Raw genomic sequence first — 26,623 nt, 5'->3', positions numbered from 1 at the left:
GGCCGTGACACACGATCGGTGTCACGGCCCGCGGCTCTGTCGTACTGAGGTGGTGCGTGAAGGGTCAGGCGGACTTCCTGCTGTCCCTCGGGTGCACGGCGATGTTCATGGCACCGGAGCGCAGTACCGCCAGCCGTTCGGCGAGGACTTCCTCCAGCTCCTCGCGGGTGCGCCGCTCCATGAGCATGTCCCAGTGCGTGCGCGCAGGCTTGCCCTTCTTCTCCTCGGGGCCGTCCCCGTCCACCAGGAGTGCCATGGCGCCGCACGCCTTGCACTCCCACTCCGGCGGAATCTCCGCCTCTACCGAGAACGGCATCTCGAATCGATGTCCGTTCTGGCATGCGTACTCCACCGCCTGGCGCGGGGCCAGATCGATGCCGCGGTCCGTCTCGTAGCTGGTAACCACGAGTCGCGTGCCGCGGAGAGCTCGCTCACTCATGAATCGTGCCTCCCGGGCTTGTCGCCCACAGGACAGGTGTCGCTGTCGTCGTCATCCGGTCAACGTCCGGTCGGCGGCAAAGATTCCCGTTGCCGGTCATGCGTCGCCCGTCGTGCCGCTGCTTTCTAAGGTTTCCCAGGGTTCCAAGTACCCAGCAATGCCCGGATTGTCACATCTGGTGGAAGTTGTCACCCAACGGTTTTGCTGCTTCCACGCGCAGTAACGGTCCTCCGGGCAGGCCAAAGGCGTACACTACCGGCCTTTCACTTCAACGTCTAAATCCGTTCCGGTACGGGATTGCCCGCGGCGGCCACTGCCCGGCGCACCGGCACCCTCGCGAGCAGTGCGGCACCGGCCACGAAGAAGATCACCAACGAGATGATCGCGTCCCGGTAGCTGCCGGTCAGCTGGAACGCGAGTCCGAACACCAGCGGCCCCAGCCAGCTCAGTCCGCGGTCGCTCATCTCGTACGCCGAGAAGTACTCGGCCTCCTTGCCGCGCGGCACCAGGTGCGAGAAGAGCGAGCGCGACAGGGCCTGGCTACCGCCCAGCACCATGCCGATCGCCGAGGCCAGGACGTAGAAGTAGACCGGCGCCCCGGAAGGGAGGAAGTAGCCGGCGACGAGGATCAGCGTCCAGACCACCAGCGAGCCGAGGATCGTGCGCTTCGCGCCGTACGAGCGCGCCAGCCGTCCCATCCCCAGCGCTCCGGCCACCGCCAGCACCTGCACCAGCAGCACCGCCGTGATCAGCGTGGTCTGGTCGAGCCCCAGCTCCTCCGAGCCGTACACCGACGCCTGGGAGATCACGGTCTGCACGCCGTCGTTGTAGACGAGGTACGCCAGGAGAAAGGAGAGCGTCAGCGGGTGGCGGCGCATGTCGCGCAGGGTGGCAAGCAGCTGTTTCCAGCCCGAGCCGACCGCTCCCTCGCCGTTAGCCGCCACGCCCCGGTCACGCAGCCGGCGCAGCGGCACGAGGGTGAAGGCGCCCCACCACAGGCCGGCCGACGCCAGGCAGATCCGTACCGAGTCGGACTCGGACAGTCCGAAGGAGTCGTGGCCCGTGTACAGGATCAGGTTGAGCACCAGGACGAGTGCGCCCGAGGTGTAGCCGAAGGCCCAGCCGCGCGAGGAGACCCGGTCCCGTTCGTCCGGCCCGGCGATCTGCGGCAGATAGGCGTTGTACAGCACCATCGACACCGAGATCGCCGCGTTCGCCACGATCAGCAGGAACGCGCCCAGCAGATAGCGGTGCCCGTCCAGGAAGAACATGCCGGTGGTCGCGGCGGCCCCGGTGTAGGCGGCGGCCGCCAGCAGCGGCTTCTTGCGCCCCGTACGGTCCGCGGCGGCGCCGGCGATCGGCATCACGATCACGGCGAGCACCACGGAGACCGAGACCGTGTACGCGAACAGCGATCCGGCCCGGACCGGAATGCCGAGCGGGTGCACGAAGCCGTCGGCGTCCGCGGCCGCCTTGGCGATCGAGGTCAGATACGGGCCGATGAACACCGTCAGCACGCTCGTCGAATAGACGGAGCACGCGAAGTCGTAGAAATACCAGCCGCGCTGCTCGCGTCTGCGGCCCGCTTCCTCGGCCGTGTCCGGGCCGCTCGGTCCAGCGGATTCCGCGGTCTCGGTGCTCACGCCGCGCCCCCTCGTCTCTCCCCGTGGAGACCCCGCACGGCAGGCATCAGGCCCAGGCCCCCCGCTCGCTCAGCACCGTGCGCAGCGTCTCGATGTGATCGGTCATGATGCCATCCACACCGAGGTCGAGGAGAGCCGCCATCCGCTCGGGTTCGTTCACGGTCCACACGTGCACCTGGAGGCCGCGCGCGTGCGCCTCGCGCACGAAGCGGCGGTCGACCACCCGGATGCCGTTCTGGCGCTCCGGGACCTGCGCGCACACCGCGCCCGCCCGCAGCGCCGCGGGTATCCCGTACGAGCGCAGCCGCAGGCCCAGCACGCCCCGGACGCCGAAGGAGGTGGCGAGCCGGGGGCCCGCCAGGCGGTGCGCCCTGGCGACCCGCGCCTCGGAGAAGGAGCCGACGCACACCCGGTCCCAGGCGTTCGTCCGGCGGATCAGACCGACCAGCGGCTCCAGCGCGGAGGCGGCCTTGAGGTCGACGTTCCAGCGGGCCCCGGGAAACGTCTCCAGCAGTTCCTCGAACAGCGGCAGCGGTTCCCGGCCCGCCACCCTGGCCCGCCGCACCTCGCTCCAGGGCAGTTCGGAGATCCGGCCGCGGGCGTCGGTGACCCGGTCCAGGGTGGTGTCGTGGAACGCCACCAGGCGGCCGTCCGACGTGGTGTGCACATCGGTCTCGAAATAGCGGTACCCGGCGTCGGCGGCCCGGCGGAACGCGGCGGTGGTGTTCTCGATCCCGTCCGCCGCACCGCCCCGGTGGGCGAAGGGGATCGTCGCGGGGTGGTCGAGATAGGGGTGGCGTTCTGAGGTCACTGCGGAAGTATCGCCTGCCCCGGTGTCCCCGGGGTGACGCAGGTGGAGCCGTCGCCCGGCGCGGGAGCGACGGGATCCGCCCCGGCGGACACCTCAGGGGCGGGTGCCTCCCCGGTGGCCATCTCCCCGGTGGCCATCTCCTCGGCGGACGCTTCCCCGGCGGATGTCTCCTCGGCGGTCCCCGCCCGATCCGGGTCCTCCCCGGCGGGCTCCCGGCCGACCGCGAAGAGCCGCAGGAAGAACTGGGCGAGCGGGCCGATGGCCAGGGCGTACAGCACCGTGCCCACCCCGAGGGAGCCCCCGAGCAGGAAGCCGCTCGCCACGACCGCGACCTCGATCAGCGTCCGCACCAGCCGGATGGAGCGGCCGGTTCGCAGATGCAGCCCGGTCATCAGCCCGTCGCGGGGGCCCGGCCCGAACCGGGCCGCGATGTACAGACCGGTCGCCACCCCGTTGAGCACGACCCCCGCGACCAGCACCGCGATCCGCGCGGCCGGACCGTGCGCGGCGGGGACGAGCGCGAGCGTGCCGTCCATGGCGAGGCCGACCGCGAACACGTTCGAGACGGTGCCCAGTCCGGGCCGCTGTCTCAGCGGTATCCACAACAGGAGCACCACGGCACCCACGATGATCGAGACGACCCCGATGGACAGCCCGGTGCGCCCGGCGAGCCCCTGGTGCAGCACGCCCCAGGGTTCGAGCCCCAGACCGGCGCGGACCAGGAGCGCGGAGCTGGCCCCGTACAGCGCGAGACCGACGTAGAGCTGGACCAGCCGACGGGTGAGGCGCGCCCCGTGAGGGGCGGAGGCGGTGGACAAGACGTACCCCCTGATGTGGTGAAGGTGGACTGCCGCATGTCACTCTGTGGCAGGGGATTGGCTTCCAACTATGGCCAATCCGAGGAAGGTGGACTGATTTCCATGGCTGAGTGGACCTCGGCAGTCGGGGCGGCGCAGCTGGCCCGCCAGCTCCAGGCACAGCAGTCCCGGCCCGCCGGGCCGGGCACCCGCCGCCCGCCCGCCTACCGGGTGCTGTCCGACGGCATCCGCCTGCTCGTGCTGGAGGGCCGGGTGCCGGTCGCCGCCCGGCTCCCCGCCGAGCGCGAACTGGCCCTCGCCCTCTCCGTGAGCCGCACCACCGTCGCCGCCGCGTACGAGGCATTGCGCACCGAGGGCTTCCTGGAGTCCCGCCGCGGGGCGGGCAGCTGGACGGCGGTGCCCGCGGGCAACACGCTGCCCGCACGCGGCCTGGAGCCGCTGCCCCCGGAGTCCCTCGGCTCCATGATCGACCTGGGCTGCGCCTCGCTGCCCGCCCCCGAGCCGTGGCTGACCCGGGCCGTGCAGGGCGCCATCGAGGAACTGCCCCCGTACGCCCACACCCACGGCGACTACCCGGCCGGTCTGCCCGCGCTGCGGCAGATGATCGCCGAGCGGTACACCGCGCGCGGTGTACCGACCATGCCCGAACAGATCATGGTCACCACCGGCGCCATGGGTGCCATCGACGCGATCTGTCATCTCTTCGCGGGCCGCGGCGAGCGGATCGCGGTGGAGTCCCCGAGCTACGCCAACATCCTGCAGCTGATGCGGGAGGCGGGTGCCCGGCTGGTTCCGGTGGCGATGGAGGAGGGGCTCGGCGGCTGGGACCTGAACCGCTGGCGGCAGGTCCTGCGGGAGGCGGCACCGCGTCTGGCCTACGTCGTCGCCGACTTCCACAACCCGACCGGTGCCCTGGCAGACGAGGACCAGCGGCGCGGTCTGGTCGACGCGGCCCGCTCCGCCGGGACGGTCCTGGTCGTCGACGAGACCATGAACGAGCTCTGCCTCGACCCCGGGGTGAGCATGCCGCGCCGGGTCTGCGCCTTCGACCCGGCGGGCTCCACGGTGATCACGGTCGGCTCGGCGAGCAAGGCGTTCTGGGCGGGCCTGCGGATCGGCTGGGTGCGCGCCGCCCCGGACGTGATCCGCAGCTTGGTCGCCGCCCGCGCCTACGCCGACATGGGCACGCCCGTCCTCGAACAGCTCGCCCTGAACTGGCTGATGCGCACCGGTGGCTGGGAGGAGGCCGTGCGGATACGGCGGGAGCAGGCCCGGGAGAACCGGGACGCGCTCGTCGCCGCCGTCCGCCGGGAGCTGCCCGACTGGGAGTTCTCCGTGCCCAGCGGGGGCCTGACGCTCTGGGTGCGCACCGGCGGGCTCTCCGGGTCCCGGCTGGCGGTGGCGGGGGAGCGGGTCGGCATCCGGGTTCCGTCCGGCCCCCGGTTCGGGGTGGACGGCGCGTTCGAGGGGTACGTGCGGCTGCCGTTCACGGTCGCGGGGCCGGTCGCGGACGAGGCGGCGGCGCGGCTCGCGGCGGCGGCCCGGCTGGTCGGCTCGGGGGCGGGCGCGGGGGCCGAGGCGCCGCGCACGTTCGTCGCCTGAACCGTGCGCGACGTCACCACGGACACCACCGCCGTCAGTCGGTGACCGCCAGGCCCTCGGAGATGGCGCGCGGCAGCAGCGGCTCCGGGACGCCTGCGGGTCCGGGGGCGTCCGGCCGCTCCGTGCCGGCCGCGTCCCGGGCCCCGGTCGGCGTGACGGCGTCGCGCCGCTCGGGAAGCAGCCCGAGCACCGCCCGGCGGAGCGCCTCGCCGCTCGTCTCGTCGTACGGGTCGGGCGTGGCCGGGACCTGGAGGCGCAGCACCGGGCCGGTGCCGAGGCGGGCGTAGCCCCGGCCGGGCGGGATCTCGGGCGCCGGGGTGGTGTCCGGCTCGGCGCCGAGCACCGACGCGACCTCCTCGCGGGAGCAGTCACCGAGCACGACCCGGGCCCGCAGCTGGGCGCGTACGTTCTCGCCGAGTGCGTCCAGGCTGTCGAACTGGTCGGCCAGCACCACCGTGACGCCGGTCGCCCTGCCGTGCCGCAGCGGCGCCTGGAGCAGTTCCAGGGGGTCGGGCCGGCCGCTCGCGGCGGCGAGCCTGCCCAGCAGACCGGGCCGGTCCAGCAGGATCCACAGCGGCCGTCCGATGTCGTCGGGCAGCGGGTGACCGGCCTGCCGGGCCCGGCTCGCGACGAGCAGCCGCCGTTCCGTCTCGTGGGCCGCCCACTCCAGCGTCGCCAGCGCCGCGGCCGGATCGCACTCCACGGCCAGCACGCCGTCCCGTCCGGGCAGGCAGGCGTACTCGCCGGTCGCGGTGGCCTCGACGACCAGGATGTCGCCGTGCTGGAGGGCCTGGAGTGCGAGGGAGCGCATCAGGGTCGTGGTGCCGCTGCCGGGCTGCCCGACCACCAGGAGATGGGGTTCGGTGGAGCGGGTTCCGGTCCGCCAGACGACCGGCGGGGCGTCACGGGTGATGTCGCCGTCGTGCACCGGGACCGTGCGCTGGACCGCCTCGCCGTCGGTGAAGCCCAGCACGGTCTCGCCGGGGGCGGTGACGAAGCGCTGGGCGCCGATCGAGGTGGGCAGGGCGCCGAGGACGTTCATGAGGAGCTGGTTGTCCTCCTCGTTCCAGGTGAAGCGGTACTCGCGGCTGCGGCCGGACTTGGCGTGCAGCAGCCGTTCGATCCGGGCCCGGGCGGCGGCCTCCCCGTCGGTGAAGCAGGCGGGGTACGTCACCCGGAGCCGGGTGGGCCGCCCGTCGCCGTCGAAGGCGTAGTCGCTGAACGCCTTCTCCCAGTCGCCGCCGTGCGCGTACAGCGGAGCGGGGTCGTCGGGCACGGCGAAGTACGGCACGAGCGCCTCGTACAGGGAGCGCAGCCGGGTGGTCTCCGCCTCGGCGGGGCCGGTCCCGGCCGCGGACGGCTCCCGGCCCTTCCAGGCCGCGGCGCCCATCACCGTCACCAGGGCGATCAGCCCTCCGAACGGCATGAGTGCCAGGGCGAACAGGCAGACCGCGACGGTGAACAGCACGGGACCGCGCTTGTCCTTGGGCGTCGCGGCCCACCTCTGCCGTCCGGCCGCGGCCAGCAGCCGCAGGCCGCGGGTGATCGTGATCAGCGGATGGAGGATGTCCGTGGCGTTGTCGGCGGCCGTGCGCGCGAACTCTCGGCTGCGAGTGATCGAGGCGCTGCCGCTGCTCAGAATGCGGGGGAGTGGTCGCCGGGCCACATCGGTCTCCTGAAGGGGTGGAAGCGGTCGCGGGGGGTCAGAACTTGATCCCGCCCAGGAGGCCGGCGAGGCTCGCGCCGCCCGCGGTGATGCTCGGGGCGATGGCGGTGCCCGCGAGGTAGAAGCCGAACAGGGCGGTGACGAGGGCGTGCGAGGCCTTGAGGCCGTCCTTCCTGAAGAAGAGGAAGACGATGATGCCGAGGATGACGACGCCTGACATGGACAGGATCATGAGTGGTTCTCCTGGTTGGGGGGACGGTCACCATGAGTCCTTCCAGGTTCACCGGAAGTATCTATATGACAAAAGCTGTGTTCGGGTGAAAAGTCATTGTTTTCACTTGATTGGCCGTCCGGGGGCCCGACGCGGCGGAACCACCGGTGGCGGGAGGCGTGCCGTCCGTGATCCTTTGCCAGGGACGGCCGGGGTCGTACGACCCGGGCGGGCAGTACCCTGTCGGTTCACTCGTACGGCCCCCACGGCGTACGTTCCGGCAGGTCGGCAGTGGTGCAGAACGATGAGAGAAAGGCGGTCCGCCCGATGAGCGAAACCCCCGATCCCGAGGTGGTCGAGCTGGCGACGAAGGTCTTCGACCTGGCTCGCCGCGGTGAGACGGAGGCGCTCGCCGCGTACGTCGACGCGGGCGTCCCCGTGAACCTCACCAACGACCGGGGCGACTCGCTGCTGATGCTCGCCGCCTACCACGGCCACGCCGCCGCCGTCACGGCGCTCGTCGAGCGCGGCGCCGACCCGGGCCGGGCCAACGACCGTGGGCAGACCCCGCTCGCCGGTGCCGTCTTCAAGGGCGAGGACGAGGTGATCGACGCCCTGCTCGCCGCGGGGGCCGATCCGGCCGGCGGAACCCCCTCCGCCGTCGACACCGCGCGCATGTTCGGCAAGGCCGACCTGCTGGAACGCTTCGGCGCCCGTTGACCGGGTACGCGGTAAATGTGGTCGCGGTGGCGAAATGGCTGGGTCATCATGACGTCGCGGGCCCGGCTCCGGGCCACCGACGAGAGGCAGAGGAAAATGGTCTACACCAAGCAGAAGACGACGGTCGGCCGATCATGTTGCTGCGCGGCGTAGTGCCCACCCGGCACTTGGAACGGCACAGTCCCGATTGCGTCGACAGCTTGATGTGAGGCTTTTTCCATGTTTGATCCGTTCATAGCGCCGAGCGGCACACTGCTCGGTCTGCTGCAGAGAGGCCGTGGCGACGGCACGCTCCACGCGCTCGCCGCACCACGCCCGGAGGCCCTGGCGGCCCTCAACCACTGCGTCCTGAGCGATCCGCGTCACGACTGGCAGGTGGAGAACCGCTCCCTCTACTACGCGCGCCTGTATCTCGACCTCGACGGAGGCATCGAGGAGATCGAGCGCCACCTGTGCGATCCCGACGACCACCTCGACACCGACGACTCCCGCACCGGGCTCGCCCTCGCCGTGCTCGGCCACCTGGCCGCGTACGGACGCGGCGACGCCCTGGCTCTGCTGCGGCGCTACGCCGCCACCGGCTCCAACTGGGCCTGGGCCCTGGACGAGCTGGCCCTGCGCGACGACGACGCGGGGCTCCGCAGCCTCGCCGTGCCCGTGCTCGGCCGCTTCCCGGACACCGTGGAGGGCTCCGCCGAGCTGGCCGCCGTGGTGCGCGACGCCTATGAGCCCCGTCCCTGGCGGCTCTGGGCGGACGACCCTCGCGAGGAGGTCGGCGCCCGGATCCGGGCCGCCTCGGAGCAGGGTTCGTTCGACCGCTGGCAGCGCCAGATGAGGCCCGGCGGCCCCCGCCCCGGCTGGAGCGTCCAGGCCGTCTTCGACTGGGCCCAGCAGGGAATCGAACGCGGCAGCGTCCTCCATGGCCCCGCCGCCCGCTGCCTCGCCGCCGTCGCCGGCCCCGAGGACCGGCCCGCGATCACCGAGGCCGCCCGCAGCGGCCCGGAGGGCGCCCGGGGCGCCGCCCTGCACTACCTGGCGGAAGCCGGGGACCCGGCGGTGCTCGACCTGATCGAGGCCGGTGCGGCCGACGCCTCGCGCACCGTCGCCGACGCGGCCATCGCCGCCTTCGAGCGGATGTGCGGGGACGCGGCGGTGGAGCGCGCCAGGCGCTGGGTCCGGCGGCCCGACGCCCTGGGAGCCTCCGCGGCCGGGGTGCTCGCCTGCCGGGGCGGCGTCCAGGACGCGACGGTGGTCCTCGGGGCGCTCCGCGAGGCCGTGCGCGGCGCGGGGCCGGACGAGCCCCGCCTGTGGACACTCGTGGACGGCGCGGGACGGCTCGGCATCGCCTGCGCCGCCCCCGTACTGCGGCACGTCTACCGCGAGACCTCCTCCTCGCACCTGCGCGGCCGGGCGGCCCGCGCACTGGCCGCCACCGACCCCACCTTCGCCACCGGCTTCGCCGTCGAGTGCCTGTGGGACTGCGAGGAGACCACCCGCGAGGTCGCCGCACTCCACGCGGAGACCGGTGACATCAGGGTCGCCGAGCGCCTGCGCCGCCTCGCTGCCGATCCCGCCGAGGAGGCCGAGGTGCAGACGGCGGTACGCAGCCGGATCGGACCCGACACCCCGGCGGTCTGACCGAGTACGCACAGCGACGCGCGTCGGGGGGCGCGCGGCGCGTACGGCCGGAACACCGGCCCACCCTCTTTTCTTTTCCGGGCCCGCCCTTCGCGTCCTCGGCCGCCACCCGCCAATATGGGGGGATGACCGGACGCTGGGAGTTCTGGATCGACCGGGGCGGAACCTTCACCGACATCGTCGGCCGGGCCCCCGACGGACATCTGATCACCCGCAAGCTGCTCTCCCACGACCCGGACCGCTACCGCGACGCCGCCGTGGCCGGAATCCGGGCCGTACTCGGCCTCGGCCCCGCCGACCCCGTCCCCGCCGACCGGATCGCCGCCGTACGGATCGGCACCACCGTCGCCACCAACGCCCTGCTCGAACGGCGCGGCGAACCGACCGTCCTGGTCATCACCGAAGGCTTCCGGGACGCCCTGCGCATCGCCTACCAGAACCGGCCCCGCCTCTTCGACCGGCGCATCCTGCTGCCCGAGGCCGTCTACGACCAGGTCATCGAGGTCCCCGAGCGGATCGACGCCCACGGCCGGATCGTCACCCCCCTGGACCTCGCGGCCGTCACCGAACGGCTGCGCGCCGCCCACGCCGACGGAATGCGCGCGGCCGCCGTCGTCCTGATGCACGGCTACCGCCACCCCGAGCACGAGAGCGCCGTGGCCGACGCCGCCCGGGGGGCGGGCTTCACCCAGGTCAGCTGCTCGCACGAGGTGAGCCCGCTGATCAAACTCGTACCGCGCGGCGACACCACCGTCGTCGACGCCTACCTCTCGCCGATCCTGCGCCGGTACGTCGACGACGTCGCGGGCGAACTCGACGGCATCCGGCTGCTGTTCATGCAGTCCAACGGAGGGCTGCGCGAAGCCGCCCACTTCCGGGGCAAGGACGCCGTGCTCTCCGGCCCCGCCGGCGGCGTGGTCGGCATGGCCCGCACCTCCGAACAGGCCGGTTACGACCGGGTCATCGGCTTCGACATGGGCGGCACCTCCACCGACGTGTCGCACTACGCGGGCGGCTTCGAGCGGGAACTCGGCACCCGGGTCGCCGGGGTGCGGATGCGCGCCCCGATGATGAGCATCCACACCGTCGCGGCCGGAGGCGGCTCCGTACTGCACTTCGACGGCCGCCGTCAGCGGGTCGGCCCCGACTCGGCGGGCGCCGTCCCCGGCCCGGCCTGCTACCGCCGCGGCGGCCCGCTCACCGTCACCGACGCCAACGTGCTGCTCGGCCGCGTCCAGCCCGGGTACTTCCCGGCCGTCTTCGGCCCCGACGGCGACCTCCCGCTCGACGCCGAACTCGTCCGCGAACGCTTCGAAGCCCTCGCGCAGGACGTCACCCGCGCCACCGGCACCCGGCACACGGCCGCCCGGACCGCCGCCGGATTCCTGGAGATCGCCGTGCTCAACATGGCGAACGCGGTCAAGAAGATCTCCGTGCAGCGCGGACACGACATCACCCGCTACGCCCTGACCGGCTTCGGCGGCGCGGGCGGCCAGCACGTCTGCGCCGTCGCCGACTCCCTGGGCATCGACACCGTGCTCGTACCACCGCTCGCGGGCGTGCTCTCGGCGTACGGCATCGGCCTCGCCGACGCCACCGCGATGCGCGAGCGGTCGGTGGAGGCGGAACTGACCGCGCGGACCGCTGCCGAGGTCCACGCACTCTGCGAGGAACTGGCCACCACCACCCGAGCCGACCTGCGCGCCGACTCCGTGCCCGACCACGCGATCAGCACCCGTGCCCGGGTCCTGCTGCGCTACGCCGGAACGGACTCCAGCCTCTCCGTGGACCTGGACACCGCACCCGCCATGGCCGCGGCCTTCGCCGCCGAACACCGGGCACGCTACGCGTTCACCATGGACAAGCCCCTGGTCGTCGAGGCCGTGACGGTCGAGGCGACCGGCGCGGCGGGCCGCCCCGCCACGCCCCCGGCCGGGCCCGAGCCGCGCGCCCGCACCGAGCCCCGCCCGCGCGACACCGTGACGATGTACGCCGAGGGCCGCTGGCAGGACACCCCGCTCCACCTCCGCGAGGAACTGCGCCCCGGCGACACCGTGACCGGTCCCGCCGTCATCGCCGAGGCCGACGCCACCACCGTCGTCGACCCCGGCTGGCAGGCCGTCCTCACCGGCACCGGGCACCTGCTGCTGACCCGGGCCCGCCCCCGCCCCGACCGCACCGCCATCGGCACCCGGGTCGACCCCGTGATGCTGGAGGTGTTCAACAATCTCTTCATGTCGATCGCCGAGCAGATGGGCGTGCGACTGGAGAACACCGCCCACTCCGTCAACATCAAGGAACGGCTCGACTTCTCCTGCGCCCTGTTCGACGAGGACGGCAACCTGATCGCCAACGCCCCGCACATCCCCGTCCACCTCGGCTCGATGGGCGAGTCCATCAAGGAGGTGCTGCGGCGCAACCACGGCACCATGCGCCCCGGTGACGCCTACGCCGTCAACGACCCGTACCACGGGGGCACCCACCTGCCCGACGTGACCGTGGTGACCCCGGTCTTCGACCCGGAGGGCGGCCAACACCCGCGCTTCCTGGTGGCCTCCCGGGGACACCACGCCGAGATCGGCGGCATCACCCCCGGCTCCATGCCCGCCTTCAGCCGCACCGTCGACGAGGAGGGCGTGCTCTTCGACAACTGGCTGCTGGTACGCGACGGCAGGTTCCGGGAGGAGGAGACCCGCGCCCTGCTCACCGGCGCCGCCCACCCCTCCCGCGACCCGGAGGCCAACCTCGCCGACCTGCGCGCCCAGATCGCCGCCAACGAGAAGGGCATCGAAGAACTCCGGCGCATGACCGAGCAGTTCGGCCAGGACGTGGTCACCGCATACATGGGACACGTGCAGGACAACGCCGAGGAGTCCGTGCGCCGGATCATCGCCGGCCTCCACGACGGCACCTACCGCTACGAGACCGACAACGGCGCGGTCATCGCGGCCGCCCTCACCGTCGACCGGGAAGCCCGCAGCGCCGTCGTCGACTTCACCGGCACCTCACCCCAGCAGCCGGGCAACTTCAACGCACCGAGCTCGGTGGTCATGGCCGCCGTGCTGTACGTCTTCCGCACCCTGGTCGCCGAGGACATCCCGCTCAACAGCGGCTGCCTCGAACCCCTGGAGATCCGCATCCCGGAGGGCTCCATGCTGTCCCCGGTCCATCCGGCGGCCACCGTCGCGGGCAACGTGGAGACCTCCCAGGCCGTCACCGGCGCCCTGTACGGGGCCCTCGGCATCCAGGCCGAGGGCTCGGGCACCATGAACAACCTCACCTTCGGCAACGAACACGTCCAGTACTACGAGACCGTGGCCAGCGGCTCGGGCGCGGGCGACGGCTTCGACGGCACCGACGCCGTACAGACCCACATGACCAACTCCCGCCTCACCGACCCCGAAGTCCTCGAATGGCGCTACCCCGTCCTGCTGGAGAGCTTCCGGGTGCGCGACGGCAGCGGGGGCCGGGGACGCTGGCACGGCGGCCGGGGCGTGGAGCGCAGACTCCGCTTCCTGGAACCCGTCACCGTCACCCTGCTCTCCGGCCACCGCCGGGTCAGGCCGTACGGCATGGCGGGCGGCGGCCCCGGCGCACTCGGCGAGCAGCACGTCGAGCACCCGGACGGGCGGCCGGACACACCCCTGCACGGCTGCGACACCGCCGAGCTGGAGCCGGGCGACGTCCTGGTGCTGCGCACCCCGGGCGGCGGGGGTTACGGCACCGCGTAAAATCTGCCCGGTGCCCCGGGCCTGTCGCCGAAGGGCTGTCCGCCGCCCCCGGGCGACGGACAGCGGTGTGACGACGGACCCTCGCGGCCGGGGTGGCTTCTGCGCCGTTTCGACCGTTGTCGGTGCGAGGACCTAATCTGTGCACCGTGACTTCGCCTGCCTGCACGGACAACGCCGCGCCCCAGCTCAGCGCGGGCCCGCGGCCCGCCCCGGGCCCGGCCGCCGACGAGGGGCTCTCGCGGCGGCTGCGCGCGCTCGCCTGCACGGCGCCGCTGCACGACCTCGACGTACGCAAGGCGAACCTGGCCGGTGAGTACACGGTCTACGCGATGGCCGAGGTCGCCCTCGCCGCGATCGACCTCGTCACCCTCAACATGGACTTCGACACCGGCGCCGACCACGACCAGATAGTGACCAGGCTGCTCCCGCGCGTCGCCGCCCAGGCCCCGCACCGCCCCGCGGCCGAGCACGAGCGCGTCGCGCGCTGGGTGCTGGAGAACCTGATCAACGTCGGCAGCGTGGACCGCGGATTCCGCGCGGTGTACGGCACCTTCGGCCCCGACGGGGTGTACGTCCGGCGCGACTACGACTTCAAGCTGGTCGAGGAGGTCCCCGGACACGGCGGCACGGTCTTCCTCCGGGCCACCGACGAAGCGGTCAACGTCCTGGTCGGCGCCCTCGACACGGACGTCACCAGCGCCCAGATCGCCGCCGAGGTCAAGCTGGAGGTCCTCATCAGCCGGGGCCGCCTCGCCGACGCACAGCTCGCCGCCGAGCAGGCCCGCTACCGCACCGTCCAGTACGCGGAGACCCTCCGCAAGACCCTGGAGGCCACCCGGCGCAACGTCCGCGCCGTCGACTGGCTCAACGCCGTGCCCGACATGATCGCCGAGGCGCTGGACCACGTGGCCGACCGCTACCGCCACGAGAACGCGATCCTCACCAACATCCGCAAGGCGCGCGACGAGGCGGAGGAGCCCGAGCACAAGCGCCGCGCCGCCGAGCTGGTCGACATCGTCAAGGACTGCATCCGCCGCCACACCCAGCTCCAGTCCCGCCTGCTGGAGGCCGGGCCGCTCTTCCGGGCCGAGCAGGACCGGCAGGCCTTCGCCACCCCCGCCGCCCGCACCGGCCTCGACCTGTACGGCCAGCTGGTCGCCCCGCTCCTGCCGCTCCCCGTCGAGCAGGCGATCCGCGTCACCGACGCCTTCTTCGCCCGCGGCACCGGCCTGCGCACCCCCACCTCGGTGCGGGTGGGCGACCTGGTCGAGATGCTGCTCACCCCGCCCCTGGAACGGGAGCACCTGGGCGTGGAGATGCCCGAGCCCGATCTGATCGCCACCCCCGACGACAGCAGGTTCAGCGAGGAACAGCTCGCCGGTGCCATGGAGCTCCTGGACCTGGAGCACGACGCCCCGCGCCGCCTGTCCGGACTCCTCGCCGAGGCCCGGCGCCGCGACCCCGACCTGCCCTACCTGGTCGCCCTGCTCGCGGTGCACGCCGCGAGCCCGCCGGTCGGCACCGCCTACCGGCAGGGCGAGCGACGGCTGCTGTTCTCCGTCGACGACGGCACCCCGCTGGAGGACCCCGAGTTCGGCGGCGCCGACCTGATCGTGGGCACGGCCCTGCTGGACGCGGCCGGGATGGCCGCGGACCGCTCGGAGGCGTCATGACCGCCGCGATCCGGCGGGCCCCGGCCGCGCCGCCCCGGGCGTCCACGGCGAGAGCCCGCACCGCCCACCCCGTACCGAAGTGTTTCCGCAGCAAGGAGCGACAGTCGTGAGCGAGCACCGCGCACAGCACAACGACGCGTGGAGCGAGCCGACCACCGCGTACGCCACCGAGGGCACCGGCCCCGTCGAGCAGTACGGCCCCGCCGCCGCACCCCCCGTCACCCCTGCCGACGCGGCCGACGCCGCCCGGCTCGTCGCCTTCGGCCTCCAGCCCAAGCTGCTGCCCGCACGCGACGCCGAGTACGCCGAACTGCTCCGCCGCTACCGGGACGAGCCCGCCTTCGCCCGGCTCGCCGACGCCGTGGCGACCGGGCTCGGCCTGGTCGTCCTGGAGGTCTCCACCCGCGCGGGCATGGCCGTGACCGCCGCCGAGGACTCCGTCTTCGCCGTCCGCATGGGCGACTACGCCCGCCGCGCCTCCTCCGACTCCGCCGACCGCTTCCTGCACGGGCTCGCCCATCTCGCCGTCGCCGCGATGTCCTTCCCCCGCCCCGAGGACCTCGCCGACGACGCGTACATCGGCCGGATCACGGTCAACGGCGTCGACTCCTTCGTACGCCAGGCCTGCCACCGCCTGGAGGAGCGCGCCGCGGAGCACGGCGACAACACCGACCCCGCCACCGACGCCCCCGGGCTGGAGGCGGCCTGGCGGATCTACGCCCGCCGCAGCTCCACCGGCGCCACGAAGGACGCCCGGCGGCTGGCCGGTTCCACCACCGGCATCGTCGGCAAGGCCGTCGCCTTCCTCACCGACTCCGGCTTCCTCCAGCGCACCGGGGACGACGCCGGAGGAGCCTTCCGCACCACCGCCCGCTACCAGCTCCAGGTCCGCGACATGGCAGGCGGCGCCGCCATGGCCGAACTGCTGGACCTCGGCGTCGTACCGGTCACCGACGGCACCGCGACCCTGCTCCCGCCGCCGGGCACCGACGACCTGGAGCTGGCCGCCGACGCGGGCCTGCCCTTCCACGCCTGAGACCGGCCGCCCCATCATCCCCCCTTCGCCTGCCGCCGCCTGAACGACGAGAGTCCGCCGCCATGTACGAGCTGTCCCGGGTCCGCCTCTACTCCATCGGGCCTGCCGGTGCGCGCTACGCCGACACCGTGCTTGACCTGCGAGGAGTGGGCGAACCCGTACCCCACCCCGCCCCGGCCCAGGCGGAGTTCTTCGAGGAGGAGCCGGTCGGCCCGCCGCGGCGCCCCGCGCCCGCGGGTGTGCTCTTCCTGGAGAACGGCGGCGGCAAGTCGGTGCTGCTGAAACTGATCTTCTCGGTGATGCTTCCCGGCCACCGCAACACCCTCGGCGGCGCCAGCTCCGGTGTGCTGCGCAAGTTCCTCCTCGCCGACGACTGCGGGCACGTCGCCCTGGAGTGGCAGCACACCCTCACCGGTGAGTGCGTGGTCGTCGGCAAGGTCAGCGAATGGCGCGGCCGTCAGGTCTCCAACGACCCGCGGAAGTTCGCCGAGGCCTGGTACTCCTTCCGGCCCGGACCCGGCCTCAGCCTGGACTCCCTGCCGGTCGCCGAGGCCACCTCCGTACGCCCGTCCGCCGAAGGCGCCTCCGGCGCGCGCGGCCGACGGCGCACGATGAAGGGCTTCCGCGACGCGCTCACCGAGGCCGGCAAGTTCTACCAGCACCTCGACGTGCACTGGGAGGAGATCCACGACCGCTGGAACGAGCACCTCGGCGACCTGGGCCTCGACCCCGAACTCTTCCGCTACCAGCGCGAGATGAACGCCGACGAGGGCGAGGCGGCGGGACTCTTCGCGGTCAAGAAGGACTCCGACTTCACCGACCTGCTGCTGCGGGCCGTCACCGACACCCGTGACACCGACGGCCTCGCCGACCTGGTGAGTGGCTTCGGCAACAAGCTGGGCCGCCGCGCCGAGCTGACCGCCGAACGCGACTTCACCGCGGGCTCCGTCGACCTCCTCGGCCGGATCGTGGAGGCCGCGGGCACCCGCGCCCGCGCCCGGGACATCCACGCGGGCGCCGAACGCCGCACCCGTACGCTCGCCCGCAGGCTCTCCGTCCGCGCCGCCGAGGAGCGCGGCCGCACCGCCGAACTGGCCCAGCAGGTGACCGCCGCCGCGCACACCGTCACCACGGCCGAACAGGCCCGCGGCCACAGCGCCCTGATCGCCGCCGAACTGGCCTACCGGCACGCCTCCCTGGCCCTGACCGCGGCCGAGAAGGGCGCCGCCGCCCAGCGCCGCGAGCTGAGTGACGCCCGCACCCTGCACTCCGCGTGGCAGGCCGCCGAGGCGGTGCTCCGCCACCGCGCCGCCGCCGACCGCTCCGCCCGGGTCGCCGTCGCCATCCGCGAGGCCGAACGGGACGCCGCGCCCGCCCTCGCCGCCCGCGCCACGGCCGCCGCCGATCTCGTCCAGGCCCTGCACACCGCAGCCGAGGCCGGTGAGACGCTCGCCAACGAGGAGGAGGAGCGCTCCGCCACCCTCCAGACCGAGGGCGAGACCGCCCACCGCGACGCGACCACCGCCGCCACCGAGGCCCAGCGCGCCCGCAGCGAGGCCGGGCACCTGCGCCAGCGCCTCACCGAGGTCGAGCAGGAGACCGCCCAGGCGGTACGGGCCGGCTGGCTCGACGACACCGCCCCGGACGCCGACCCGGCCCGGGCCGCCCTCGCCGCGAGCGACGCCGAGACCTCCGCGGTGGCCGCCTGGGACACCGCCCGCGAGGCCGCCCGCGCCGCCGCCGAAACGGCCCGCCAGGCCACCGGCGCCGAGAACCGCGCCGAACTCGCCGCGGCCCGCGCCGCCGACGCCGCGTACGCGGCGGAGCAGTCCTACGAGGCCGAGCTCAGGGCCGCCGAGTCGATCGCCGCCGACCCCCGTCTCGCCGACCTCCTCGGGCTGCCCGCCGGCCCCGGCACCGGTGTGCCCCGGCCCCGCAACGGCGCGGCGGGCCAGGAAGCGGAGGCCCCGCACGGCCCCGGCCCCGACCGGCGGACCATCACCGGGGAGCCGCCCGCCGGGCCGGGCGAGTCCGGCCGCACGGCCCCGACCGCGCAGACCACGGGCACCGCGACCGCCACCGCCGAGCAGGGCGACGAGAAGCCCTTCACCGCACAGGAACTGGACCGCAGCGCCGACGAACTGCGGGAACTGCTCGACCGCTCCATCACCTCCGCCGAACGCCGCCTGTTCGAACTGCGCACCGCGGCCGCCGACGACTCCCGCATCCTCGGCGCGCTCGGCGACGGCGGACTGCTGCCGCCCGGGCCCGACGTCCTCGCCACCGTCGAGTACCTCGGCGAGCACGGCATCCCCGCCCTGCCCGGCTGGCGCTACCTCGCCCAGGCCGTGGACCCCGCCGACCACGCGGCCGTCCTCGCCGCCCGCCCCGAACTGGTCGACGGCGTGGTCATCACCGACCCCGACTCGCACGCCCGCGCCCGCGAGGCGCTGAGCGGCGCCGCACTGCTGCCGCGCTCCGCGGTCGCCGTCGGCACCGCCGCCGCGCTGCTCGCCCCCGTCCCGCCCCTGGGCACCGGACCGGCGGCGGGCACGGAGGGCGTCTTCCTGGTCCCGCCGAACCCGGCGATGCACGACGAGCACGCGGCCGACGAGGAGCGGCAGGCCCTCAGGAGCAGGGCCGCGGCCCGAGACGAGGACATCCGCGCCCTCGCGGGCCGCCTGGCCGCCGACCGCGCCCTGGCCGCCCGGATCGGCTCCTGGCGGACCGACTGCCCGCCCGGCATGCTCGACGAGCTCGCCGAGGCCGCCCGCACCGCCCGCACCCTCGCCGAGACCGCCGAGGCCGAGCTGGCCGAAGCCCGCACCGTGCGCGCCGAGGCGGACGAGGCGGCCGCCGACACCGCCCGGGTCCGCGAGGAGCGCCAGGAGGCCGCCCAGCGCGCCCGCCGCGCCGCCGACGCCCTCGCGGGCCTCGCGCACCGGCTCCGCGAGCGGGCCGGCTGGCAGCTCAAGCTCCGCGAACTCGTCGACGAGGCCGCCGAGTCCGAAGCCCGTGCCACCGCCTGCCTGGAGCGCGCCCGCGCCGCCGACGAGGACCGCCGTGCCGCCCAGCGCGCCGCCGACGACGCCCGGCGCACCGCCCGCGCCCTGCGCGCCGAACGGGCGGAGATCGCGGGCGCCCCCGAACACCTCCCCGAGCCCGCGGACGACCGCCCGCGCCCCTCGCTCCCCGCACTGCGCGAGGCGTACCGGGCCGCGTCCCAGCTGTACGAGAAGGTCGGCGTCGGCGCCGACCTGCGCGCCGAGCAGGCCCGCGCCGAGAGCGACGAGAGCGCCGCCCTCGCCGAGCTGGACCGGCTCACCAACAAGGTCCGCACCCGCGCCGCCCAGCTCCTCGAAGGCACCGACGGCGCGGACGGCCCCTCCCGGCAGGCCGCCGCCGCCCGCGCCGAATCCCTGGTCCAGCTCCTGGAGACCCGGGCCTCCACGGCGAGCGAGCAGCTGGGCCGGCTCCGCGGCGAGGCCGAGCGCCTGGCCCCGGCCGACGGCGAGCCCCACCACACCGAACTCCCCGGGGAACAGGTCCCCGCCGACGCCGAGCAGGCCCAGGCCCTGCTGCGCACCGCGACGGCCGAGCTGGCCGCCGCCACCGCGACCCTGGACACCGCCCGTGCCGCCCACACCGAGCTGCTGCACGCCCACCGCACCGCAGAGGAATCGGCGGGCGGCTTCGACGAGACGGCGGCCCTCCTGCGCGACCTGCTGAGGGACCACGGCGCGGAGGACGACCCCGAGACCCCCGAGCCCTACCCGGGCAGCCTCGGCGAAGCCCGCCAGTCCGCCGCCGAGGCCCGGCGCTCGCTGCGCGGCTGCGCCGCGGACCTGTCCGCCGCCGAGAGCTCCGTACGCGACGCGAGTGACGTCCTCGTACGCCACGCCAACTCCACCCGCTACGAGCAGGTCCGCACCCCCGCCCGCCAGCAGATCCGCGAGCTTCCGGCCTCGGCGCTCCCCGAGCACGCCGAGAAGTGGGCCGCCGCCTTCGCGCCCAGGCTCCGGGTGCTCACCGATGAACTGGCCCAGCTGGAACGCAACCGCGACTCCATCGTCGACCGGCTACGCGGCCTGGTGGAGTCCGCCCTCACCACCCTGCGCTCCGCCCAGCGCCTCTCCCGACTCCCCGAGGGCCTGGGGGAGTGGTCCGGCCAGGAGTTCCTCCGCATCCGCTTCGAGGAACCCGACCAGGCCACCCTCACCGAACGGCTCGGCGAGGTCGTCGACGAGGCGACCCGCGCCGCGCTGAAGAAGAACTCCGATCTGCGCCGGGACGGCATGTCCCTGCTGCTGCGCGGGGTGCAGGCCGCGCTGGAGCCCAGGGGCATCGCCGTGGAGATCCTCAAGCCGGACGCCGTGCTGCGCGCCGAGCGCGTCCCGGTCGGACAGATGGGCGACGTCTTCTCCGGCGGCCAGCTGCTCACCGCTGCCATCGCTCTCTACTGCACGATGGCAGCGCTCCGCAGCAACGACCGGGGCCGCGACCGGCACCAGCACCGGCACGCGGGCACCCTCTTCCTGGACAACCCCATCGGCCGTGCCAACGCCACGTACCTGCTGGAGCTCCAGCGCGCGGTGTCCGACGCCCTCGGCGTACAGCTGCTGTACACGACCGGTCTCTTCGACACCACCGCGCTCGCCGAATTCCCGCTGGTCATCCGCCTGCGCAATGACGCGGACCTGCGGGCCGGGCTGAAGTACATCAGCGTGGAGGAGCATCTGCGCCCCGGACTGCCGCAGCAGGACCCGAACGAGGAGACGGTGCACGGCGAGATCACCGCCACCCGGATGTTCAAGCGCTCAGCCGCCCCGGCGGGGACCGGCGGCGAGTGACGGCCGCGGGCGGCGCTCAGACTCGCGAGAGGCTCTCGGCGCCCCGGCGGCGTATCCGCGCCTCGTTCCGTCGCGCGGACCGCGCCGCCCGCCGTGCCCTGCGCCGCTCCCGGCGCAGCTGCCGTGCCGAGCTGCTCGGCACCGAGACCACGCCGTTGCGCTGGTTCCAGACCTGCCGGGTGACCCACACGTCCAGCACCGACCAGGTCGCGACCACGGTGCTGGCCACGCCGCTGAGCACCATGGGGAAGGCCAGCCAGGAATCGGTCAGCGTGCACAGGAACGCCACCATGGCCTGAATGATCGTCAGCGACAGGATGAGCACGGCACGCACCGCGGAGCGGCGCACCGGGTCCGGCATCCGCCACCGTGTCGCGGGCTCCTCCACCCACAGCTGCTGGCGCGGGACCTGCGCGCCGGTCGCCGCCGCACCGCGTGCCGCCGGATCGGCCGCCGCTGCCCGTCCCGCCGCCGCGACCGGTGCCGACGACACCGCGCCGCGACGCTGTTCCGTTTCCAAAGCCCCTCAACTCCCCACCACTGTCCGACTTCAGGATTGCTGCCCGGCACGTGCCGTGGCCACGCGGGCGGACCGGACCGTCCTGCCGCGCGGTGTTCCGCCCCAGGGGGCCCGCCCGGCGCAACGGGCATTCCGGATCCGACCATGATCCCGCCGAACGGACCCCGGCACTCCACGTGTTACCCCTGCCCCGTACAGAGAGACGAGTGCGTGACGGTGAAGATTCCCCCAAGTCGGCGCGAACCGAAGAATTCCAGCCAACTGCAACACCAAACCAGATCAGGCCATGAAGGGTCTCTTCTGCCGCTTTCGCGAATTTCATCGCTCGCAATACCAGGACAACCTGTGATCCGGACCGGATGGCGCGGCCGAAAATCGCCCGGACGACCCTTCGAGTTGTTACTCCGTCGGTAGTAGGCTCGCGCCGTTTGTTGACGAAACACGACTCCCGCCCCGCGGGGAGTCGAGCTGGGGGAGTCCATGCGCTTTCGCGGAAAGTCCATCCGCAGGAAGATCGTGGCGCTGCTGCTGGTGCCGCTCGTCTCTCTCACCGGGCTCTGGGGATTCGCCACCTATCTGACGGGGCGCGAGGCGCGTCAGCTCATGGGCGCGAGCTCGGTCGTGGAGAAGGTCGGTCATCCGCTGGAGGACACCGTCCGCGCCATCCAGGACGAGCGCCGCCAGACGCTGGTCTTCCTCGCCGACCCCAGGGCCTCCGACGCCCTTCCGCTGCTGCAGCGCCAACGCGCCGCCACCGACCGGGTCCTCGGCGGGGTCAAGGACGGTGCCCGGCAGAAGGACATCCGTAAAGCGCTCAGTTCCGAGGACGACGCGCAGCTGGACTCGATCCTCGGGACGGTCGACGGACTGGGCGCACTCCGCGAATCAGTTGACGAGCGAACTATCGACCGCGCCAAGGCCATGGAGTTCTACGGCCGCCTCATCGACCCCTCCTACCGCTTCCTCACCGGTCTCCGCACGATGGAGAACGTGTCGATGGACAAGCAGGTCCGGGCACTGGCCGGAATTTCCCGGGCCCGCGAAATGCTCTCCCGCGAGGACGCCCTGGTCGCGTCGTCGCTGATCGCCGGGCGGCTCACCGCCGACGAACTGCGCCGGGTCTCCGACCTGGTGGCCAATCGCAAACTGCTCTACGAGATCAACGTGGACGCGCTGCCCGCCTCGGAACGCCGTCTCATCGAGCAGTACTGGGGGAGCCCGGACAGCGAACCGCTGCGTGCGGCGGAGAAGACCCTCGTCGAGGACGGCCCCACCGACGACCCCCGGACCGTCGACGCCGAGCGCTGGCAGGAGGTGGCCACCCCGGTCCTGGACCGGCTGGCCGACGACTCCACAGAGATGAACAACCGGTTCCAGGACCGGGGCAAGCCCGCCGGGTACGGCGTCCTGATCAAGGCCGGGATCGCCGGTGTCCTCGGGTTCCTCGCCCTGGTCGGCTCGGTCTTCGTCTCCGTGCGCATCGGCCGTGAGCTGATCCGCGACCTCTCCCGGCTCCGCAAGGACGCCCACGAGGTCTCCGGCATACGGCTGCCCAGCGTGATGCGCAGGCTCGCCGCCGGGGAGCAGGTGGACGTCGAGACGGAGGCCCCGCACCTCCAGTACGAGCGGGACGAGATCGGACAGGTCGGGCAGGCCCTCAACACCCTGCAGCGGGCCGCCGTCGAAGCGGCCGTCAAGCAGGCGGACATGCGCCGCGGCGTCTCCGAGGTCTTCGTCAACCTCGCCCGCCGCAACCAGGTCCTGCTGCACCGGCAGCTGACGCTCCTGGACGCCATGGAGCGCCGCACCGAGAACACCGACGAACTCGCCGACCTCTTCCGGCTCGACCACCTGACCACACGCATGCGACGGCACGCCGAGGGCCTGGTGATCCTCTCCGGCGCAGCCCCCTCGCGGCAGTGGCGCAAGCCGATCCAGCTGATGGACGTGGTGCGCGCGGCGGTCGCCGAGGTCGAGGACTACGAACGGATCGAGGTACGCCGCCTGGCCCGCATCGGCGTGGGCGGACCGGCCGTCGCCGACCTCACCCACCTGATCGCCGAACTCCTGGAGAACGCCACCGTGTTCTCGCCGCCGCACACCGCGGTCCAGGTGCACGGCGAGCGGGTGGCCAACGGCTTCACCCTGGAGATCCACGACCGCGGCCTCGGCATGACGCCCGACGTCCTCCTGGACGCCAACCTCCGGCTCGCCGAGACCCCCGAGTTCGAACTCTCCGACACCGACCGGCTCGGTCTCTTCGTGGTCAGCCGGCTCGCCCAGCGCCAGAACGTCCGGGTCTCGCTCCAGAAGTCCCCGTACGGGGGCACGACCGCCGTCGTCTTCATTCCCGCGGCGCTGCTCACCGACGCCCCGGAGACCCACGGGACCGGCTTCCGTCTCGACCGCCGCGCCGAGCGGGCCATCGGCAGCGGCGGCGGGCCCGCCGAGACCGGGTCCGGAAGCGACCGGGGACGCACGGGCGGTGGGCCGGACCGCCGGACCACCGGCAGGTCCCCGGGCCTCTCGCCCGTCCCCACCGGCCTGGTCGACCCGGCCCTCCTGGACGGCCCCGTGGAGCTCGAAGGCCCGGTCGGGACACTGGGCTTCGAAGGCGACCCCGCCTTCGATCCGCTCCTCGACCCGCTGCTGGGCGGCGCGGCCGACCTCGACGGGACCGAGAGCGAACCCGGCGGAATCTTCCGCGCCCGCGACGCCCGCGACCTGCGGCGCGAAGCCGACCGCGAACAGCATCAGCAGGCCCCCGAGCGGCCGGCCGAGGACCGCACCGGCGCCCCGGTGCCGCTGCCCCGCCGCAAGCCGCCGACCCTGGTCGCCGAGAACGGCCGCCGGGTCGACGGGACGGGCCGTACCCGCCTCGCGACCGCCGACACGGACGGGCAGGACGCCGGCCGCACCTCCCGGGACGCGGACCGCGCCCGCCCCGGAGCGGCCACCGAACCCCGGCAGCCCACCGGCTTCCGGAAACCCACCGGGCCCGCGGCGTCCGAGGACACCGCGGCACCGCGCACCCGGGAGACCGTGGGAGGGCTGCCCCGCCGCATCCGGCAGGCCAGCCTGGCCCCGCAGCTGCGCGAGGAATCGGTCGTCCGCGAAGCCGAACCGGACCGGACGGAACCGGATCCGGACTTCGAGCGTGATGCGGAGGAGGTGCGCAGCCGCATGGCCTCGCTCCAGCGCGGCTGGCAGCGCGGCCGACGGCAGAACGCCGAGAACGCCGAGGAAACAGCCGGCTCCGGTGACACAGCACAAGGAACCACTCCGGGAGGGGACGGTCGATGACCGCACCGAACGTCGCAGCAACCACCGCCGCACGCCAGGGCTCGGGCCAGCTCAACTGGCTCCTCGACGAACTCGTCGAACGCGTCGCCAGCATCCACAAGGCGCTGGTGCTCTCCAGCGACGGCCTTGCCACCGGCACCTCGAAGGACCTGACCCGCGAGGACAGCGAACACCTGGCGGCCGTCGCCTCCGGGTTCCACAGCCTCGCCAAGGGCGTCGGGCGTCACTTCGACGCGGGCAGGGTCCGCCAGACCGTCGTCGAACTCGACGAGGCGTTCCTGTTCGTCACGGCGGCCGGTGACGGAAGCTGTCTCGCGGTGCTGGCCGACGCGGACTCCGACGTGGGGCTGGTGGCGTACGAGATGACGCTGATGGTCAAGCGCGTCGGTGCCCACCTGGTCAACGCGCCCAGGACGACCGGTCAGCCCGCCGGGGGGTGAGCGGACGGTGAGCGCCGAATCGCCCGGATCCCCGGCCACGCCCACCGACCCGCAGGCCCCGCACTGGTACGACGACGAGGCGGGACCGGTGGTCCGTCCGTACGCGATGACCCGGGGCCGTACCAGCACCCCCACCCGCCACCGGCTCGACCTGATCGCGGTCGTCGTGCCCGAACCCGAGGCCGACGATCCCGGCCGGGACCAGACGCTCTCCCCGGAGCACGTGGAGATCGTCGAACTCTGCAGCGGCATGCCCCAGTCGATCGCGGAGCTCGCGGCCGGCCTGGACCTCCCCGTCGGGGTGGTCCGGGTGCTGGTCGCCGATCTCGTCGAGGACGCGCTGGTGCATGTGACCCGTCCCGTTCCGCCGGCCGAACTGCCGGACGTGAGCATTCTTCGCGAGGTGATCAATGGCCTTCGGGCGCTCTAGCCGCAAGAAGCGGCCCGTGGAGCCCGTTACCCTGAAAATCCTGGTGGCGGGCGGATTCGGGGTGGGCAAGACGACGCTGGTCGGAGCGGTCAGCGAGATCAGGCCGCTGCGCACGGAGGAGACCCTCAGCGAGGCGGGCCGTCCGGTGGACGACACGGCCGGGGTGGAGTCGAAGACCACCACCACGGTGGCCATGGACTTCGGCCGGATCACGCTGCGCGAGGATCTGGTGCTGTACCTCTTCGGCACCCCGGGACAGGACCGGTTCTGGTTCCTCTGGGACGAACTGGCCCAGGGGGCGCTGGGAGCCGTCGTGCTCGCGGACACCCGGCGGCTGGAGGACTCCTTCGCGGCGGTCGACTACTTCGAACGCCGCAAGATCCCGTTCACCGTCGCCGTCAACTGCTTCGAGGGTGCCGAGACCTTCCCCGCCGGGACGGTCCAGGCCGCCCTGGACCTGGACCCGGAGGTGCCGCTGCTGATGTGCGACGCACGCGACCGCGCCTCGGTACGGGACGTGCTCGTCGCCGTCGTCGAACACGCGGTCGTCCGCGTCGGCCGGGACCGCGAACCGGCCGCGACGTAGCGGCGTCCCGCCGGTCAGGACCGGGGGCGGCAGGACTCCGGCCGGCAGGGGTTCTCGGCGAGCCACTTGGCGGCGGTCTCGGCCAGCTCCGCGTCGCGCCCCGCCAGCATCGTCCGGATCATCTGCGCATCGCCGCGGAGCGACCAGACGGGGTGGCCGAAGGTGGCCGGATTGTTCTTCTCGATCAGGAAGTGCGCGGGCCATGCGGTCCCGTAGCCGATCAGCGGCAGAGCGGCCAGATACCGCCTGCGTCCCCGCGCCAGGCCGTAGGCGGTGAGCGCCAGCCCGGTCAGGGTGCCGGTCAGATGGACCCACCTGGTCGCGGCCTTCGAGTGCATCGCCACGTAGTAGGGCCAGAATTCCTCGTACGAATCGAACGTCTGCTCAGGCATACCGGCACCGTAGCCGCCCGATCGGCAACCGAACACGCCCCTTGCGCGTCCGAAAGGGAGAACGGGCGGGCCGGAGCCCACGGGGGTGGTCCCGGTCTGCCCGTTCACCACCCC

At 73.4% G+C, this 26,623-nt stretch carries 19 protein-coding genes; 11 read left to right on the top strand and 8 right to left on the bottom strand.

The genetic code is table 11. The features are described from left to right. Positions 1-64 precede the first annotated feature (64 nt). From ACFCV8_RS24690 to ACFCV8_RS24675, 4 genes are all read right to left on the bottom strand, one after another. Positions 65-439, bottom strand: coding sequence for an RNA polymerase-binding protein RbpA (locus ACFCV8_RS24690; RefSeq protein WP_007262928.1), 375 nt, complete (start codon positions 437-439; stop codon positions 65-67). A 275-nt stretch (positions 440-714) separates the two neighbouring features. Continuing rightward, on the bottom strand, positions 715-2,082 hold the full coding sequence (locus ACFCV8_RS24685; protein WP_376687610.1) for an MFS transporter: 1,368 nt from the start codon (positions 2,080-2,082) through the stop codon (positions 715-717). 46 nt (positions 2,083-2,128) lie between these two features. Continuing rightward, positions 2,129-2,893, bottom strand: a complete 765-nt coding sequence (locus ACFCV8_RS24680; RefSeq protein ID WP_376687609.1) for a glycerophosphodiester phosphodiesterase — start codon at positions 2,891-2,893, stop codon at positions 2,129-2,131. Then, positions 2,890-3,711 carry a YitT family protein gene (locus ACFCV8_RS24675; protein WP_376687608.1) on the bottom strand — a complete coding sequence of 274 codons (822 nt, stop codon included), beginning with the start codon at positions 3,709-3,711 and terminating at the stop codon, positions 2,890-2,892. Before ACFCV8_RS24675 ends, ACFCV8_RS24680 begins: the two co-directional genes overlap by 4 nt. Positions 3,712-3,813: 102 nt before the next feature. Here ACFCV8_RS24675 and ACFCV8_RS24670 point away from each other — a divergent pair, with 102 nt between their 5' ends. After that, positions 3,814-5,313 carry a PLP-dependent aminotransferase family protein gene (locus ACFCV8_RS24670; RefSeq protein ID WP_376687607.1) on the top strand — a complete coding sequence of 500 codons (1,500 nt, stop codon included), beginning with the start codon at positions 3,814-3,816 and terminating at the stop codon, positions 5,311-5,313. A 34-nt stretch (positions 5,314-5,347) separates the two neighbouring features. Here ACFCV8_RS24670 and ACFCV8_RS24665 read toward each other — a convergent pair whose 3' ends face one another. Continuing rightward, entirely contained in the window at positions 5,348-6,979 is a 1,632-nt protein-coding gene (locus ACFCV8_RS24665) for a hypothetical protein (protein ID WP_376687606.1), read from the bottom strand. A gap of 37 nt (positions 6,980-7,016) precedes the next feature. Continuing rightward, the gene (locus ACFCV8_RS24660) at positions 7,017-7,211 is read right to left on the bottom strand and encodes a hypothetical protein (RefSeq protein ID WP_018103962.1); all 195 of its coding nucleotides are present in this window, start codon (positions 7,209-7,211) and stop codon (positions 7,017-7,019) included. 306 nt (positions 7,212-7,517) lie between these two features. Here ACFCV8_RS24660 and ACFCV8_RS24655 point away from each other — a divergent pair, with 306 nt between their 5' ends. The 6 genes from ACFCV8_RS24655 (at position 7,518) to ACFCV8_RS24630 (ending at position 20,838) form a co-directional block, all read left to right on the top strand. Beyond that, positions 7,518-7,910 carry an ankyrin repeat domain-containing protein gene (locus ACFCV8_RS24655; RefSeq protein ID WP_376687605.1) on the top strand — a complete coding sequence of 131 codons (393 nt, stop codon included), beginning with the start codon at positions 7,518-7,520 and terminating at the stop codon, positions 7,908-7,910. Between the two features lie 219 nt (positions 7,911-8,129). Next, entirely contained in the window at positions 8,130-9,548 is a 1,419-nt protein-coding gene (locus ACFCV8_RS24650) for a HEAT repeat domain-containing protein (RefSeq protein ID WP_376687604.1), read from the top strand. Positions 9,549-9,673: 125 nt separating this feature from the next. Beyond that, on the top strand, positions 9,674-13,279 hold the full coding sequence (locus tag ACFCV8_RS24645) for a hydantoinase B/oxoprolinase family protein (RefSeq protein WP_376687603.1): 3,606 nt from the start codon (positions 9,674-9,676) through the stop codon (positions 13,277-13,279). Positions 13,280-13,425: 146 nt separating this feature from the next. Further along, on the top strand, positions 13,426-14,952 hold the full coding sequence (locus tag ACFCV8_RS24640) for a hypothetical protein (RefSeq protein WP_376687602.1): 1,527 nt from the start codon (positions 13,426-13,428) through the stop codon (positions 14,950-14,952). A 106-nt stretch (positions 14,953-15,058) separates the two neighbouring features. Next, on the top strand, positions 15,059-15,988 hold the full coding sequence (locus ACFCV8_RS24635; protein WP_376687601.1) for a hypothetical protein: 930 nt from the start codon (positions 15,059-15,061) through the stop codon (positions 15,986-15,988). 62 nt (positions 15,989-16,050) lie between these two features. Next, positions 16,051-20,838 carry a hypothetical protein gene (locus tag ACFCV8_RS24630; RefSeq protein ID WP_376687600.1) on the top strand — a complete coding sequence of 1,596 codons (4,788 nt, stop codon included), beginning with the start codon at positions 16,051-16,053 and terminating at the stop codon, positions 20,836-20,838. 16 nt (positions 20,839-20,854) lie between these two features. Here the strand turns inward: ACFCV8_RS24630 and ACFCV8_RS24625 are convergent, their stop codons facing one another. Further along, positions 20,855-21,358, bottom strand: coding sequence for a hypothetical protein (locus ACFCV8_RS24625; RefSeq protein WP_376687599.1), 504 nt, complete (start codon positions 21,356-21,358; stop codon positions 20,855-20,857). A 480-nt stretch (positions 21,359-21,838) separates the two neighbouring features. Here ACFCV8_RS24625 and ACFCV8_RS24620 point away from each other — a divergent pair, with 480 nt between their 5' ends. From ACFCV8_RS24620 to ACFCV8_RS24605, 4 genes are read left to right on the top strand one after another with little or no spacing between them, the layout of a single operon-like run. Further along, a complete protein-coding gene (locus ACFCV8_RS24620; protein ID WP_376687598.1) occupies positions 21,839-24,661 on the top strand; it encodes a nitrate- and nitrite sensing domain-containing protein in 2,823 nt (940 codons plus the stop codon). Continuing rightward, complete coding sequence (locus tag ACFCV8_RS24615; RefSeq protein WP_376687597.1) at positions 24,658-25,101, top strand: roadblock/LC7 domain-containing protein; 444 nt, start codon at positions 24,658-24,660, stop codon at positions 25,099-25,101. The genes ACFCV8_RS24620 and ACFCV8_RS24615 overlap by 4 nt, the downstream gene beginning before the upstream one ends. A gap of 7 nt (positions 25,102-25,108) precedes the next feature. Further along, on the top strand, positions 25,109-25,531 hold the full coding sequence (locus ACFCV8_RS24610; RefSeq protein WP_376687596.1) for a DUF742 domain-containing protein: 423 nt from the start codon (positions 25,109-25,111) through the stop codon (positions 25,529-25,531). Next, on the top strand, positions 25,512-26,117 hold the full coding sequence (locus ACFCV8_RS24605; RefSeq protein ID WP_376687595.1) for an ATP/GTP-binding protein: 606 nt from the start codon (positions 25,512-25,514) through the stop codon (positions 26,115-26,117). The genes ACFCV8_RS24610 and ACFCV8_RS24605 overlap by 20 nt, the downstream gene beginning before the upstream one ends. Before the next feature lie 14 nt (positions 26,118-26,131). Here the strand turns inward: ACFCV8_RS24605 and ACFCV8_RS24600 are convergent, their stop codons facing one another. After that, entirely contained in the window at positions 26,132-26,509 is a 378-nt protein-coding gene (locus tag ACFCV8_RS24600) for an Mpo1-like protein (RefSeq protein ID WP_376687594.1), read from the bottom strand. Positions 26,510-26,623: the final 114 nt, after the last annotated feature.

The sequence above is a fragment of the Streptomyces sp. NPDC056347 genome, from assembly GCF_042262625.1.
In the GTDB taxonomy this organism is placed as follows: Bacteria; Actinomycetota; Actinomycetes; order Streptomycetales; family Streptomycetaceae; genus Streptomyces.
The sequence above is the reverse complement of the archived record's forward strand: the minus strand, read 5'-3'. Positions and strand labels throughout refer to the sequence as shown.

Coding starts and splice junctions, on each gene's coding strand:
- ACFCV8_RS24690 (WP_007262928.1), bottom strand. CDS start 439: ATGAGTGAGCGAGCTCTCCGCGGCACGCGACTCGTGGTTACCAGCTAC.
- ACFCV8_RS24670 (WP_376687607.1), top strand. CDS start 3,814: ATGGCTGAGTGGACCTCGGCAGTCGGGGCGGCGCAGCTGGCCCGCCAG.
- ACFCV8_RS24660 (WP_018103962.1), bottom strand. CDS start 7,211: ATGATCCTGTCCATGTCAGGCGTCGTCATCCTCGGCATCATCGTCTTC.
- ACFCV8_RS24655 (WP_376687605.1), top strand. CDS start 7,518: ATGAGCGAAACCCCCGATCCCGAGGTGGTCGAGCTGGCGACGAAGGTC.
- ACFCV8_RS24650 (WP_376687604.1), top strand. CDS start 8,130: ATGTTTGATCCGTTCATAGCGCCGAGCGGCACACTGCTCGGTCTGCTG.
- ACFCV8_RS24645 (WP_376687603.1), top strand. CDS start 9,674: ATGACCGGACGCTGGGAGTTCTGGATCGACCGGGGCGGAACCTTCACC.
- ACFCV8_RS24630 (WP_376687600.1), top strand. CDS start 16,051: ATGTACGAGCTGTCCCGGGTCCGCCTCTACTCCATCGGGCCTGCCGGT.
- ACFCV8_RS24620 (WP_376687598.1), top strand. CDS start 21,839: ATGCGCTTTCGCGGAAAGTCCATCCGCAGGAAGATCGTGGCGCTGCTG.
- ACFCV8_RS24615 (WP_376687597.1), top strand. CDS start 24,658: ATGACCGCACCGAACGTCGCAGCAACCACCGCCGCACGCCAGGGCTCG.
- ACFCV8_RS24605 (WP_376687595.1), top strand. CDS start 25,512: ATGGCCTTCGGGCGCTCTAGCCGCAAGAAGCGGCCCGTGGAGCCCGTT.
- ACFCV8_RS24600 (WP_376687594.1), bottom strand. CDS start 26,509: ATGCCTGAGCAGACGTTCGATTCGTACGAGGAATTCTGGCCCTACTAC.